The sequence below is a fragment of the Planctomicrobium limosum genome (assembly GCF_051465645.1).
Lineage (GTDB): Bacteria > Planctomycetota > Planctomycetia > Planctomycetales > Planctomycetaceae > Planctomicrobium.
In genome coordinates this window covers 1,391,354-1,405,827 of the sequence record NZ_CP195790.1, presented here as the reverse complement: position 1 = coordinate 1,405,827, position 14,474 = coordinate 1,391,354, and the positions used below count along the sequence as shown (strand labels likewise).

Here is a 14,474-nt window from a genome sequence, read left to right as displayed (position 1 = left end):
AGTCACTGTCAGGCTACTGCGGAATACAATTTGAGAAATGTGTGTCTCAAAATCACGTTTGAGACCACTCACTCACGAGACCTGTCACTGTCTTATGCGGTTGGACGCTTTGGGACAGCGATGAGTGGGAAGCGAGTTGAAGTCGCTGCCTTTTTCTCCATTGGCTTCGCTTCTTTCACTTCTTCAGGCTTTGCTTCCGGGGCCTTCTCTTTTTCAGCTGGAGTGCTGATCGCCTTTTCGATGTACTCGCGAGCTGCCTGCAACTGCCGGTCAACAAATTCCCCTGACGGTTGCTTGCCGACCACGTCACGCTGCAGTCTGTCTTCCTGGAACTTTCTCAGTTCATCCAGTGAAAACTCGATTTTGTAGCCATCGGTCGGACTCACACCCCATTCGTCGGTTTCCTTTGAATCCGGGAAGCGGTGGATATTCTTGCCACTTGGACGGTGATAACTGGCGGTTGTCAGTTTCAGTGCGCTCTTGCCGTTTTCAAGATCGATCACATCTTGAACACTTCCTTTTCCCCAGCTGCGTTCACCGACAACGATGGCACGGTCATGGTCTTGCAGGGCAGCGCTGACAATCTCGCTTGCGGATGCACTGTAGCGGTTAATCAGAATGGCGACCGGGAAGCCGGTGAATGTTCCGAAGCTCTTGGCGCTCCATGCTCGATAGGCACTGTTGCGGCCGTCGGTGCTGACAATCAGGCCTTTATCTAGAAATGCGTCACAGATTTCGACTGCGGCTTCGAGCAGCCCGCCTGGGTTGAAACGCAAGTCAATGATCAGCCCCTTCATTCCTTCTTTCTTCAGGGTCTTCAGGGCTTCTTTGACTTCAGCTGCACTGCGACTGGTGAAGTGTGTCAGGCGGAAGTAGCCAATTTTCTTCTCTGGATCGAGGAACAGATTCCACTTCGCACCGTCTTCGTAGGAATATCCCAGCACGGTTTCGAGCTGGATCAATTCCCGCTTCAGTTTGACCTTTTCAACTTCTTTTGAAGTGCTGTGAAGAATCCCAACTTCAATCTCTTCTCCTGGCTTTCCTCGCAGCATCTCGACTGCAGTATCGATCTCTTTTCCGTTCGGGAAATCTTTGACAGCTTTGCCTGCGATCTCAACGACGCGGTCTCCAGCCTTGATTCCGGCCTTATAAGCGGGACTGCCGGGCATTGGCGTGACGACTTCAATCGATCGGGTCTGTCGATCCCAGTTCACTCGAATTCCGACCCCGCCGAATTCCTGAGAGATCGCCTCGGTGAACTGACTCAGATCATCAGGTGCGATGTAGTCTGAATAAGGGTCGAGTTCTTCGAGCATCCCGCGCACTGCGGATTCAACCAGTTTGCGACGGTCGACTTCTTTGACGTAATTGCGGTCAATCTCTTGAAACGTGTCAACGAAGACTCGCATCAGCTCGTAATAGTCGTCGCTTTGAGCCTTATCGCCTTCCGGCGACTTCGCGGATTTCTTCTCCTCAGTGGCCTCCGGTGCCTCCGCTTTGGGGGGCGCAGCTGCAGGCTCATCGGCAGCCTGAACTGTCATTGAACCTGTCAGCATTGAAGCAGATAAAACTGCCCCGCCTACGTATCGCAATGCACGATGAAGAAGTGCCATTCGGCCGTCCCTCTGCCTGATGTTTATCGCCCGTAGCATTTCAACTCTTTTTCCGCATGCTCTGAAAAGCACTCATCCATAAATAGCGGAACGAATTGTGGCACTCATTGGAAATGCCGGATTGATTGTAAATTCGCCCCTGTTCCACGGCAAGACGGACTCTGTTTGTAACGAAATCGAGACGTTTAAAGCTTTGGAATGCTCGACTTTTCGGTTCGGAAGCCGCTTTTCGACACTCTTCTGTTGGTCCGCAACCGGCTTTCCGGTGAACTCAATACAGGGAGCCCGACTGGGACGAGGATCTGTCAGCGTTTGTTCTAAAGTGCTGTTTGTCTGTGGGCTGGAAGAGGTTGAAACATGTGTGCAATTGTTATAGTGCCTGCCTGTTGGACCCTTTCACACGTGAGTCACTTCCCCAGTGAAGTCGAGTTTGCTGTGGGGGGAGTAGAGTTCAACGATCAGGTAGAAGTGATCACCGAAAGAGAGCGAGATTCGATATGAGCTTGTTGATCGTGCTGGCATCTCTCCTGTTTCTGATGGTCGTCGCCTATCGAGGCTACAGCGTGATCTTGTTTGCTCCGGTTGCTGCGATGGGAGCCGTTTTTTTCACGGATCCGTCGCTTGTTGCCCCGATGTTTACAGGGCTCTTCATGGAGAAATTGGCAGCGTTCCTGAAGCTCTATTTTCCGGTGTTTCTGCTGGGGGCCGTCTTTGGCAAGCTGATTGAAATCTCAGGATTTTCAAAATCCATTGTCTCTTCGATCGTTGGCACGTCTGGAAGTCGCCATGCGATGCTCTCGATTGTGCTCGTCTGTGCTCTGATGACTTACGGAGGAGTTTCCCTGTTTGTTGTTGTCTTTGCTGTTTATCCATTTGCAGCCGAGACGTTCCGCATGAACAACATTCCGAAGCGGTTGATCCCCGCCACAATCGCGCTCGGTGCATTCTCCTTTACGATGGATGCGCTCCCTGGGACTCCTCAGATCCAAAACATCATTCCGATTCAGTTTTTCAAAACGAATATCTATGCCGCACCAATGTTGGGGCTGATCGGTTCCGTTTTTATCCTCCTGACTGGTTTGGCCTATCTGAACTGGTGTCGTCGTCGGGCCGAGGCGCGTAAAGAGGGTTATGGAACTGTACTGTTGAATGAACCTGAGGCTTTTACTCAGGAAGTCCTGCCGCATCCGTTGATCGCTCTGATCCCGCTGCTGCTGGTGGGTGTCATGAACAAAGTCTTCACTGTCATCATTCCACAGTTTTATGGAGAGTCCCATTCGTTCAATTCCGCCGTCGTTGCAGCCTCGGCTCCAGTGACTCAAGAGGTCTCCAAGATTGCTGCGATTTGGGGAGTGCAGGGAGCGTTGCTGACAGGGATTCTGGCTGTCGTTGTTCTCGCGCGGCGGCGCGTTATCAGCAGGTTCTCCGAAGCATCTAAGAGCGCCGTTTCCGGCTCACTTCTGGCAGCCATGAACACGGCATCAGAGTACGGCTTCGGAGCGGTGATTGCAGCGTTGCCAGGGTTTCTGGTCCTTGCTGAAGCGTTGAAGTCCATCCCTCATCCATTGGTGAATGAAGCGGTCACTGTCACCACTTTGGCCGGCATAACGGGATCGGCTTCAGGCGGATTGAGTATTGCTCTGGCCGCGATGGCCGAGTCATTCCTGCAGGCGGCGGAAGCAAACGGTATCCCCGCTGAAGTGCTCCATCGCGTGGCGTCCATGGCGAGTGGCGGGATGGATACACTTCCTCACAATGGTGCGGTCATCACACTGCTCACAGTGACGGGACTGACTCACCGGCAGGCTTATCGTGACATTTTTGTGATTACATGCCTGAAGACCATTGCCGTTTTCGTCGTGATCGCCGTCTTCGCCTTCACAGGAATCGTCTAATCGCACGCAGGGGCGGTCAGCGATGGGGAACTGAGTCTCGCTGGCACCCACGGATTTCGGCAACTATTTCGCAGGAGTCTTCTTTGGATTCGGTACGTCGAAGTTCTGTTCAATTTTCTTGTCTCTAGGGATGTCCACTTTTGTGGAATAGTCCTTAAACATCGGAGCCCCTCTCAGGGTGAGCGGCCCTGCACTGTTCTCCGACGAGTTCGAATACCCAGTGATGCGGACAATGTACGGGCCTCCGAGAACGCCGAATTCCTTGGGAAGCGAATACTTGGAGTCGTGAATATCAGAGTTCGATGCTGGGCCGGAATTGCCTGCATCGGAGTCTGGTTGCAGAAAGATTTCTCCGATTGGAATCGGTGCACCACCAAAAGTCACATTTCCTGTGATGGGGTAGCGAACAGGATCGTCTGAATTCCCTGAACACCCCAATACGAAGGCGATGCTGCAAATTCCTGTCCAGTGAAATAATGGGCGGCAAGCCGTTCGAAAAGATCGCTTTGGTGAAGTGAGACTGAACATTGAACCGTGCATACCGATCATACTTTCAGTGTGTCATGGACCCCATTATGAGACTGGGGAACAATCCAGACGGAGATGTGTTCAGGCGGTGAAGAATTGAGCACGCAAAGAGATCGAGACTCGTCAACAGGTGGAAAGACGAAATGCCGCCAACACCGAAGCGACGGCATTTCGAATGCTGCTTTAGAACGGGAGCCCACCAACAGGGAGGCCATCGTTGCGAATCCCTGATCTCTGGAAGACCAGGCTGTCGATATTCTGGCTGACAAAGTGGACTGATCCATCGGCCATCAGGAATTGACATCCTCCGGTGTGTCGACTGCCAAAGTACTCGGACATCACCCAGTACAAAGGACTTGTCGTATCGACATTGTTAGCCCAGCTGTTAATACCGAGCGATGTTGCAGACAGGGTCGGCGCGAGTGACCCGTCTGTCTTGACTGATACCGCTGAAGCCCATCCGGATGCGCGTTGTGCCGGAGAATGTTGCAAAGTTGGGTTGTAGTGACTCTCTCCGACCAAAAAGACATTGGACGTACCGTCAGTAATATCCTTGAAACCTATTCGTGAGTTCACGTACAGGATTCCGTTTGTGAAGAACCTGGAAGCGGCACCAGCACAGTCGTGCATCCCGTTACCGCCTCCTTGAACTCCACGATAGTTGCTCACATTTGTGTTAGGGTTCGCGTTTGGATCTGATGGACACCAGTAGAGTGACAGCCTTTGATTGAATGCTTCATTGTTTTTGGTCGAACCCCTGTACACTGCAGCATCGGCTAAAACTGTGAAGTCTTCGTTAAAGTTAAATTGGTTGTAGAGAGTTGTCTGTTCCAAGAACGGAAGGATTAACACTGTCCACGGTGCGAGGCCATTATATTTGACGGTAGGGTCATTGCGGCACCAATTAGTTGCACCTGGGCCACTTCTGGCAACGCCCCCTGGGCAGAAGTACCCGTGAGTGCTTGCATAATTGTGTAAGGCCAACCCGAGCTGCTTCAGGTTGTTGCGACATTGAGTTCGACGAGCGGCTTCTCGCGCCTGCTGAACTGCTGGTAAGAGCAGGGCGATCAGGATTGCGATGATTGCAATGACAACGAGTAGTTCAATCAGAGTGAAAGCTGAATGCTTGCTTCGCTTCGATTGCCTTGTCTGTGTACCGCCAAGGGGCGTTAATTGCCAAACGTTACCGGTTGCCGAATCAACTGTTTGATTGGAAGACCTGTTAAGAACAAAACAGGAGGAAGCCCGAATTTTCGCCATGCAGACACCCGACTCTGCTACAAGAGATGAGGACGTTCTATTGATGGACACGCAATAAAATTTACAGACAGAAAGTTCGCACCTTGTTGGTATCAAGGTGTGAATTGGCAATAGCAAGACAATGATTGAGCGAATAGCTCATGCAAGAAATGATCGTTCTGGCCAGTGATTTGCGGCGCAATTAATCCGTAGCGGAACTCGATGATATTTCGTGGGTTGAATCGTGTCAACAACTTCGCCTGATGCGTTTTCGCATTCTGTCAAAATAGAGACTGCGTTTCGCAATGCGGAATCTTGCTGCCGATGAGATCTTTGTGACACTGAGTTGTTAGTACAAGTTGTAAGTACCATTTGATCACATGGTTCATATCGTCCATCAGGGAGTTAGTATTGCCTGTCGTGTGAGATCTATTGTTCTTGTCTTGCCATTAAGGTGATGTGCCTGCAGTTCGAGAGCTACCGGTTGGGTAAGTCACGATACGGTGGCAATTCAGTCTGAAGTGCCACTCGACAAGTCCAGATCCGCTTTCCCATTTTGAGTTCATTGTTTCAGGCATCCAGATTTCCCGTCTGTGAGACCTGTTCCGGATCTGGTACCATTGATTGGTACGCTGGTTCTCATGTTTCTTTGACAGAGAAGGGGGGAGTGAAATGTCTGACTCATCAAGTCGGCGATCATTTCTGGCTGCATCGACCACAGGTGGATTTCTTGCCATGACTGGGCCGTTTGCATTCCTGAACCAACTTCCACGACTTTCTGCAGCGGAAGGAAGTCTTCCCGCGAATCTGGTTCACTTCGCACCAGACGTCGAGCCCCTTGTCCGGCTGATTGAAGAAACTCCGCGTCCCCAATTACTTGAGCAGGTTGCGAAACGAGTTCTGTCCGGAACTTCTTATCAGGAGGTCTTGGGAGCTCTGTTTCTCGCAGGCATTCGTAATGTGCAGCCACGGCCTTCGGTTGGCCATAAATTTCATAGTGTGCTCTGTATCAACAGTTGCCATCTGGCAAGTCTCACTGGCCCGGACGAGGATCGATGGCTCCCAATCTTCTGGGCTCTCGACTACTTCAAAGGTGCTCAGGCAGAAGAGGCTCAACGGTTTGGGTGGCGGATGTCACCTGTGAATGAGAAACGAGTTCCAGCAGCTTCACAAGCTCGCAGTGAGTTCATTGAAGCGATGGAAAAATGGGACGTAGAAAAGGCAGATGCGGCGGTTGCAGGATTGGTGAGAACAGCGGGCGCGACAGAAGTGTTCAATCTGTTTGCCCAGTTCGCTGCGAGAGACTTTCGCTCAATTGGCCATAAAGCGATCTATCTGGCAAACAGCTGGAGAACGTTGCAGGTGGTCGGGTGGAGTTACGCCGAACCAGTGATGAGGTCGTTGGCCTTCGCGTTGCTGAATGCTGACGGAAGCAAGAACCCATCGGAACAGGATCTCCCAGCCGACCGACCGTGGCGGCAGAATCAGGAACTCATCGCAAAGGCCTGGCCAGAGAACTGGGCGAATGGCAAGCTCGATTCTGGTGCCACTCGAAACTTGATCTCTGCGTTCCGCACCGAAGATCCTCATGCGGCGGCCAAATCAGCTGCAGGCGTGATCGAGAAGGGCGGTTCGCCTCAATCCATCTGGGATGCTGTGTTTGTCGGTTCTGGTGAGTTGCTCATGCGACAGCCAGGAATCGTAGGACTGCACGGGTTAACAACGGCCAACGCCATGCACTTCATCTGGGAGAACACTGCAGATGAAACATTGAGGAAGCGACTCCTCTTGCAAGCATGTTCGTTTAATACCATGTTCAGAGATGCCGCCGCAGGACGAGGAGCATTGAAGCCGCAAACGATCGATCAACTGGCCGAGACGGCATCAAGCTCTGGGACAGCACCGCAATTGGAGGAGATCTTCGCAACGATTTCAAAGGATAAAGCGGCTGCATCGTCTCAAGTGAGAGCCTACCTCCAGTCTGGAGGAACGCCAGACGATTTCGTCGCCGCCGCTCGACGCATCATCTTCCTGAAAGGACGCGATGCACACGACTACAAGTTCAGCTCTGCGATTCTGGAAGATGCGGAACACGTGAGCCCTGAATGGCGCGATCAATTCCTGTCACTGGCCGTCTTCAATCTGCGAGGATCAGGTGATCGCGACAACCTCATGCTGGAACGAACGCGACAAGCATTCGCGTGAGCCAAATTGCAGGCTCGAATCCTGTCGCTGCAATTTTCAATTGCATTTTTTGATCCCGCCTGTGGTTGCAACCGCGACTGTTGGCGGGATCTTTCTTTTGGGGTGTTACCTGTCCTCAGCAAAATCGGCCATCACGCCCCCGATCTCGTGCAATGCGAACTCCTGAATACGCGACGAGAAGAACGATGATTCCAAACCGGGCCATTGCAGCTGGCTGACCGATTTCTAACACTCGCGTTTAGGTTCAAGCCGAGATTAGGTGCAGGCAATGATGATTATGGTTCGTAAGCGATAATTTGCTTTAGCGAGAACTGATATGTTAGAAGGTGAACCTCGATTTGACGCTAAGCAAGCTGGATTTCGCGAATCCGCTCAACCCAGCCTGCGGGACTGTCACTCCGATTTTAGCCTTGGCTAGACGGGCGACGGGATATGAACTGCCACTACTGGACCGTGCCGTTTATTATGCCTCGCAATTTTACCTGAGTATCCAACATCTCGCTTGAGGGCTAGTACTTGACCAGTCAGCAAATTGCTTCATGGATCAGCGGCTTGTCTTTCATGGTTGTCTATACGACCATTGCTTGCTTCATCGCATTTCGTGCAAATCCTCAACCCATCGACCCCGTCGCAACACGGATTTTCAATATTATCCTCGCGTTGACCGGGGCTGCGTTCGCTGCAATTATCAGTGGGTTCATCGAGGTCGATGGAAAACTATGGGCTATTTCCATTCGCGCAGGCTCAGGATTAGCTGTGTTTATTGTCGCGTTAATCTACCCGCTACCGATGCCCATAACTCAGCAAAATCCAAAATTCGGGAAAGTCAAGAGGCGGCAGGTACCCCCAGGTCGAATCCCGAATCCCGAGGACGGAGAAAGGCCATGATGCCAATTCCCGGAATGGATGACCTCCAGTATGCTTGGTTTGAGGTGAAGGGACGGGGTTTTTCTCTTCATGGCTTTCTGTTGTACTTGTCGAGCGACCATCATTTCCCCGAGTACGTCAACGGCGAAGGCTTAAGTGATTTGGATGTGTGGTCGGGACATGACTGTGCGGTCTATGTGATTCACACGCCTTCTGAAAAATGGATTCAATACACGCAGTCTTCGAATCATCCGTGGTGGCAGCTATTCGGACACGAACACACCGAGAATTCGGATTTGGAAGTGCTGCGAGAATTTGGCGATGCACAATTGCTCATCGTCAACGGGGAAGCAAAGACGATGCGGGAAGTATTCGATCCGTCTTTGAATGAATTTCACCACAACGGAGAAATTGCCAAAGTGCTTCACCGCTTCGGGCTGCGACCAACCGAAACACCGTGTCTGATTTTCTTCAAAGACTTGTACGATAACTCGATTTGGAGTGTGGACCTGAAAGAATTCGCGGGTGTAGAGCAACGCGTGCTTCGCGCAGCGATGCAAGCGTGGTTTGGCGGCAAGGATTTTGCACGCTTACTGAAAGAAGTTCGCCATGCCTGAATTCAACAGATTCAAACTTAAGCGGTCAGTCGCGTCCACGTTGCAGGAAGTTCCGCGGGATCTTTTACCTGACGATATGCAAGATGACTCATTGGTGGAGTGGGTATTGCAGTTCCAACGGGATTCGCCGGACAACACAAGGGATTCCTATGGCGAGCGTAAGTCGTTTAGGAAGAATCGGGATGGGTGGGCAGCGGAGGTACTCGGTCGATGGTGTTCGTCTCTGCTGAAAAATCGAGTGGCATTTTATTTCGCTTCATTGTCCCATATTGGACGTATGCGAACAGTTGCAGCGTGGTCGATTGAACAGTGTATGGCTTTTCGGCATGGGCCGGGTTTCGATGCATCAACTCGACGTTTGGCGGAATACATGCTCATCGCTGGACGAGACCAAGAGGACGCCAGTGCGTGCTTGGATCGTCTTTGCAACGCTGCGAGAATTTTGCAAACCGACCGCCTAAGAAGGGCCGACGAATGGTGGTCACTCTGGCGTAGTGAAGTCCGAGAGTTGAAAAGTTCCTTCCGTGCGGTTGAGGAAGGCTGGTACAAATCGGGTGGCAAGAACATCGAATACATGATCGGCCCTGCCGTCGATTTATGGTCCGATTGCGCCAACGGCAGTCTTCTCAAACGCCGAATGTGCGATGAAGGAGTTCAATTTAAGACACAGCCGACGGAAGGCGTGGATGCCGCCAATAGCCAGTGGATCCCATTCATGCTGATGGCTCTTGGATCGCGACATGGCCCGAAGCTCCATGATTTCAATGATCTTTACCACATTGTCCTCCATGCAATTATGAGGTGGTCCGATTTCAACGAACAACGCCAACGGAACATAGTCGATCAACCGATTGTTGACGCCCTTTCTGCCAAATACGGTAGTGGAAATCCCTTTGATTCCTTTAAGCCAGGAAGAGCCGCAGCAACTCGTGAATTGCGAGAATTGATTTCAGAGAATGAACTGCCAAGCGGTGAGGAATCGTCTTGGCTACTGAGTTGGAAAGCCGGATTGGAGGTGCTGATTGATACCGACTCAACATTGCCCAAACCAGCTGCCAGCCTCGATGTTCCCAATCAATGGGCTGTTCTTACTGCCGATTCCGAGATCAAAGCCAACCTGACGATTCCCTTAGAAGCAAATGAAGACTGGAAGGATTTCATTCAGCGGGTATTTGTCGAAGAATGGGTCGCTCCTGTTTTAAAGATGGCACTCCGTGCGAACAAGACATCCACTCAAGGGGCGGTTTGGAGCGTGCGGGAACTGTCCGATTATATCTCTGCGACTATTCGCGGCTTGAATGCTTGCGGATATGAGCTAGTCGGAGTGTCACTCGCAGATGTCTCGGAGCTATTTGGGATCCGCGATGATGACGAACCTCCAGAAGTTACCACGCTCTCGACATAAACCGCCGTTTCATCTCGATACACTGCAGTGATGAATTAAATATAAGCACTGTGGTCTGCTGGCCGTTTTAACGTCGGTTTGATTCGTGACTTACGTCATTCAGTTGCCTGTGCAAACCGCATTCCCAACCCTTGGCCCCGGCCAGAAAATGTTCGATTGTCGTTTTGTCATCCTGATTCCGATGGAATTCGGTTACTTCCATTCCAGTGGTTGGATGGGATCGAATGTCGTGGTGAGTGTTCGTGGGGTAGGGTAGCGCTCGGGGTATTGCAGAGTTTCGATCACTTCGACGAGGTGGACGCCGAGTTCTGCGGAGAGGCGGCAGGGGCGTTGCTGCTGGATCGCTTCGATTTGGTCCCCGGGGCCACGCAGGAAGTCAACGAGTTTATTGCTGGTGGCCGAGCGATAGATCGGGCGTCGAGCGTAGGGGTACTTCCATTCGAGTTGTGTTCCGGAGATCGAAAACGGTAATCGCAACAGGCTTTCAAAACGGACTCGCCAGTTGGAAAGTCGTGATGTCACTCCATGCACAAGTTTGTTGTAGGGAGTCTTCTGAAGGTAAACCGGAGCACCGTCATTGCGAACATATTTGGTATAGAGAGTTCCCTGTTCGCCAATGATCTGGATGGACTTATCGAGCGGCGCGACGATTCCGCATGTTACCCGAGCAACGACGTCGTTGTCGTATTCAAGGCATCCGACGGTGAAGTCTGGCGCCATTGATTCGACGGGAATTCCTTTATCCTGAATGCGAGTTGAAGCGTAAGCTGTGACCCGTCGGACCGGTCCGAAGAACGCAGCGAGCCATGTCAGCACATAGCCTGCGTGTTCGAAGGTGCAGCCGACTTCGTATTCATCTTTGGCCGGCCATTTCGCTCCGGATGAACTGGTCCAACGGCCGGGATTCAATCGATGGATCATGCCGTCGTCGAAACTTGCATACGCGAGTCTGACCTGACCAACGGCACCGTCTTGAATTCCCTTCCACATAGTCTGAGCTGTTTCACTCAGAATACTGCAAGGGGCAGTGGCCAGTGAGCGATTGTGTTGCTTGGCGAGGTCAGCCAATTCCTGGGCGGCAACGGAATCCATTGCCAACGGCTTCTCAGAGTAGACATGCTTCCCTGCAATCAGGCAGGCTTTGGTCGTCTCGTAATGGCTTCGAGGATTCGTCAGATTGAGTACCAACTCAACAGATGGATCGTTGAGAAGTTCTTCGAACGAAGAATAGGCTCTGATCTGATGATGTTGAGTGAATGCGGCTAACCGTTGTGGAGCCGTGTCATAAGCTCCAACAATGTTGATTTGCGGCCAGTTCCGACGGGTCGCCAGATACATGTCCGCTACAAATCCGCATCCAAGCACACCGACGTTCACTGATCTTCATCCCGATGTCGTGATTGCCACGGAGACGCAGACTCTCCCTATGAGAATCTGCAATCATCCCGAAATACTAGCTTGGCATTCAGTCGACGTCGGACGAAACTTCGTATTCGCTCGGAATTCTTAAATGCGGATCGAGAATCAAGTTGAATGTCTTCGGCTGACAGTGTTCAAATTGTGCCGGTGGTGTTACAGACGTTTCAACTGGTGAAATCCGATCCTAACAGCAGTGCCCTGCGTCTCAATTCTGGATGTGTTCCAAGACGGAGAAGATGGCGCGGTGATCAGATGCAACGGATTCGTCGAGGACGCGAGTTTCGACAACCTTCCACTGCTCGGAAGGGCGGTACAGGATGTAGTCGATCTGGCGGTTGGGGGTATCAACCGGAAACGTCGAGAGCGGTTGTTCGTTGGTTCGTTTCCAGGCTTTGTCGAAAAGATTCATCGTGTCGCTTCCGATGAGGGCGTTCATGTCACCAGCCAGAATGGAGAATTGCTTTCCATTGATCGCCAATTCATTGATCAATTGTGCAGAGGGGACTCGGCTGTTGACTTGAGAGCGATGATCCAGGTGCGTGCAGAAGAACTGGATGGGGGTCGTGATTCCCGGGATCGAAATCTCAGTGACCAGAACTCCGCGTTGCTCTCCATTCATCACATTGGGAAGAGAATGGTTCTTGTGACTTGAGATTGGGAATCGGGACAATATGGCATTGCCATAAAATCCCCCTTGCAGAGGAATGTTCGCCCCGAAAGCCGAGTGCATTTTAGTCAGGCGTGCGAGCTCTGCAGGCTGGTCCACGTTCTTCGATCGCTTCGCGTTCTGGTCAACTTCCTGTAACGCCACAAGGTCTGGTTTGACTGCAGAGATGACTTTGGCGATCCGTTCAAGATCAAGCTTTCCGTCAACTCCTTCACAGTGATGGATGTTGTAACTGAGGACTCGAAGCTGGACGGGATCTGCTGCGTTGATTGCAGATGCAGAAACAAGACTGGTGACCGCAACAACGAGCGAGAAAAGCAGCGATTTCACTGGGGACTCCGGATGATTCAATAGAGGATGAGACGCGGTCCGGACAAATTAAACGAAGACGGCATACCGAATGAACTTTATGAGATCGGGCACACAGGTGTACTGCGATCAGTTCATAAAATGCATTCAAGCATGCCGTCGAATTTGCACGGGGCGACGAGACGAAACGTCACTCGTCGTTTTTACTTTTGGGTCTTTGGAATCGACATCGCAGCGTCCTGCAGAAGCGAAATTGCGGAATCGACCAGCATTTCTCCGGAGCCAGGCTTCACGTTGGAGTTCGTGACTTCATAGCTGCCGCCAATGTAGGCGTGACGATGAGGAATGTAGATCGTCTCGACAACGTTTGAGAGTTCGATCACCAGTGTTGTCTTAAATGGAGAGGCCTTCTTAATTGCCAGTCCTAAATCGACAAAGACTTCGCCGGGCAGGCAGACGATTGCGACATCGCGACCGAGTGTCATTACAGTCACGTGGACTGGAATTGTGTCACCGATACCTGACAGTGATCGGCTGAGGCCCCAAGTGATGTGTTCTTCTGCTGCAGCAAATGGTTCCTTGTGACGGAACTGATCAAGAATCATCTTCTTGTAAGCAACCACGTGGTCGGGAAGGAACGGGACTGGTTCTTTACGTCTCGCTGCCGCAAGCACCTGAATGGCTTTGGCAACTTCTTCTTTGGTCACATCCTGAAGAGGCAGCTGGACAACCTGTGATTTCACAACCAGAACAGGATCTTCAATTCGTTTCAGTTCTGGAAGTTGATGGACGATTGTTTCCCCGATCGAGTTGCCAATAGCATCGGCTTTGTTACGAGCAGCGCCGGTAGGGTCTGCGTGATTGATGTCCCCGCAGCATCCGGTTCCAAAAATTGAAATGACGTCTGGACCAATTGCTTTACGAAGCGTCTGTTCAATGAAGTAAGGGTAATCTGCACTCCATTTTGTTCCGCCGACGGTATCCAGGTGCAGTGCGAAGTTGCTGAGGACACCCTGTGTTTTTCCAGCGTCGTCTTTGATCGCCAGCAAGCCGATCTGTGAGTCAATTGGCCCTGCTGCTCGAACGACTTCCGGGTTGTTGTAGTTCTGCCATGTCTTTACAGAGCCATCCTTCATTACGAAGCGACGATTGAATGAGACCGGGGTCTTTTGCGTTGCAGAGCCAGATTCCAGTGTGACAGGTTTGGCAGCTGCTTGTGCTTTGACGATCGCTTCAACCGGACCGCTGATCATCTTTTTGATGTATTCGGCGCGGAGAGGTTCCTGTCCTGCACGTCCAAGCGTCAGGTAAAGCTCTTTCATGTAGTCAGGAGCCGTGTGCGAGTGTGTTCCTGCAATGACGATGTTGTCGACAGGGATGCCTGTTTTCTCTGAGGCGAGTTTCCGGATCTCCTTTGTGAGGTCAGAGGCGATCCCAATGAGGTCGCACACAACGAGAGCGGATTCGGTGTTATTGCCTCGAAAGACAATCGCCTTTGCTTTCAGCGGATCGATTGCGCCTTCAGCCAAGCGTTCGTGGTAATAGCCGGCCATCGGGAAGCCGACAGGGGGAGTGATGTCCACTTCTGACACACCAACTCGAATCGGATCAGCTGCCGAAGTCGTTGAGTGGGTGAGTTGACTCAGGATGAGTCCGGCAACGAGGAAAACGATTGGCTTTAGCGGGAATGTCATAAGGCCGTTTTCTGTG

11 protein-coding genes are annotated in these 14,474 nt (G+C 51.6%); 5 read left to right on the top strand and 6 right to left on the bottom strand.

Translation table 11 applies throughout. The annotated features are described in order from the left end of the window. Positions 1 to 92: 92 nt before the first annotated feature. Complete coding sequence (locus SH527x_RS05255) at positions 93 to 1,613, bottom strand: S41 family peptidase (RefSeq protein WP_437193603.1); 1,521 nt, start codon at positions 1,611 to 1,613, stop codon at positions 93 to 95. Between the two features lie 497 nt (positions 1,614 to 2,110). Here SH527x_RS05255 and SH527x_RS05250 point away from each other — a divergent pair, with 497 nt between their 5' ends. Continuing rightward, a complete protein-coding gene (locus SH527x_RS05250; protein ID WP_437193602.1) occupies positions 2,111 to 3,508 on the top strand; it encodes a GntP family permease in 1,398 nt (465 codons plus the stop codon). Positions 3,509 to 3,571: 63 nt separating this feature from the next. Here SH527x_RS05250 and SH527x_RS05245 read toward each other — a convergent pair whose 3' ends face one another. Both SH527x_RS05245 and SH527x_RS05240 read right to left on the bottom strand, forming a co-directional pair. Continuing rightward, positions 3,572 to 4,036 (bottom strand): hypothetical protein, encoded by a 465-nt coding sequence (locus tag SH527x_RS05245; RefSeq protein WP_437193600.1) that lies wholly within the window; start codon positions 4,034 to 4,036, stop codon positions 3,572 to 3,574. Between the two features lie 183 nt (positions 4,037 to 4,219). Continuing rightward, positions 4,220 to 5,296 carry a DUF1559 domain-containing protein gene (locus tag SH527x_RS05240; RefSeq protein ID WP_437193599.1) on the bottom strand — a complete coding sequence of 359 codons (1,077 nt, stop codon included), beginning with the start codon at positions 5,294 to 5,296 and terminating at the stop codon, positions 4,220 to 4,222. 651 nt (positions 5,297 to 5,947) lie between these two features. On the opposite strand from SH527x_RS05240, the gene SH527x_RS05235 reads away from it, so the two are divergent. The 4 genes from SH527x_RS05235 to SH527x_RS05220 all read left to right on the top strand — a co-directional run bounded on the left by SH527x_RS05235 (position 5,948) and on the right by SH527x_RS05220 (position 10,369). Further along, entirely contained in the window at positions 5,948 to 7,480 is a 1,533-nt protein-coding gene (locus SH527x_RS05235; protein ID WP_437193598.1) for a hypothetical protein, read from the top strand. A 516-nt stretch (positions 7,481 to 7,996) separates the two neighbouring features. Beyond that, entirely contained in the window at positions 7,997 to 8,368 is a 372-nt protein-coding gene (locus SH527x_RS05230; protein ID WP_437193597.1) for a hypothetical protein, read from the top strand. Next, positions 8,365 to 8,964 carry a hypothetical protein gene (locus SH527x_RS05225; RefSeq protein WP_437193596.1) on the top strand — a complete coding sequence of 200 codons (600 nt, stop codon included), beginning with the start codon at positions 8,365 to 8,367 and terminating at the stop codon, positions 8,962 to 8,964. Before SH527x_RS05230 ends, SH527x_RS05225 begins: the two co-directional genes overlap by 4 nt. Before the next feature lie 508 nt (positions 8,965 to 9,472). Further along, entirely contained in the window at positions 9,473 to 10,369 is an 897-nt protein-coding gene (locus SH527x_RS05220; RefSeq protein ID WP_437193595.1) for a hypothetical protein, read from the top strand. 192 nt (positions 10,370 to 10,561) lie between these two features. Here the strand turns inward: SH527x_RS05220 and SH527x_RS05215 are convergent, their stop codons facing one another. The 3 genes from SH527x_RS05215 to SH527x_RS05205 form a co-directional block, all read right to left on the bottom strand. Continuing rightward, positions 10,562 to 11,746, bottom strand: a complete 1,185-nt coding sequence (locus tag SH527x_RS05215; RefSeq protein ID WP_437193594.1) for a Gfo/Idh/MocA family protein — start codon at positions 11,744 to 11,746, stop codon at positions 10,562 to 10,564. A gap of 247 nt (positions 11,747 to 11,993) precedes the next feature. Then, a complete protein-coding gene (locus SH527x_RS05210; RefSeq protein WP_437193593.1) occupies positions 11,994 to 12,785 on the bottom strand; it encodes an endonuclease/exonuclease/phosphatase family protein in 792 nt (263 codons plus the stop codon). 182 nt (positions 12,786 to 12,967) lie between these two features. Beyond that, on the bottom strand, positions 12,968 to 14,458 hold the full coding sequence (locus SH527x_RS05205; protein WP_437193592.1) for a neutral/alkaline non-lysosomal ceramidase N-terminal domain-containing protein: 1,491 nt from the start codon (positions 14,456 to 14,458) through the stop codon (positions 12,968 to 12,970). Positions 14,459 to 14,474: the final 16 nt, after the last annotated feature.

Coding starts and splice junctions, on each gene's coding strand:
- SH527x_RS05225 (WP_437193596.1), top strand. CDS start 8,365: ATGATGCCAATTCCCGGAATGGATGACCTCCAGTATGCTTGGTTTGAG.
- SH527x_RS05205 (WP_437193592.1), bottom strand. CDS start 14,458: ATGACATTCCCGCTAAAGCCAATCGTTTTCCTCGTTGCCGGACTCATC.
- SH527x_RS05255 (WP_437193603.1), bottom strand. CDS start 1,613: ATGGCACTTCTTCATCGTGCATTGCGATACGTAGGCGGGGCAGTTTTA.
- SH527x_RS05240 (WP_437193599.1), bottom strand. CDS start 5,296: ATGGCGAAAATTCGGGCTTCCTCCTGTTTTGTTCTTAACAGGTCTTCC.
- SH527x_RS05245 (WP_437193600.1), bottom strand. CDS start 4,036: ATGTTCAGTCTCACTTCACCAAAGCGATCTTTTCGAACGGCTTGCCGC.
- SH527x_RS05250 (WP_437193602.1), top strand. CDS start 2,111: ATGAGCTTGTTGATCGTGCTGGCATCTCTCCTGTTTCTGATGGTCGTC.
- SH527x_RS05235 (WP_437193598.1), top strand. CDS start 5,948: ATGTCTGACTCATCAAGTCGGCGATCATTTCTGGCTGCATCGACCACA.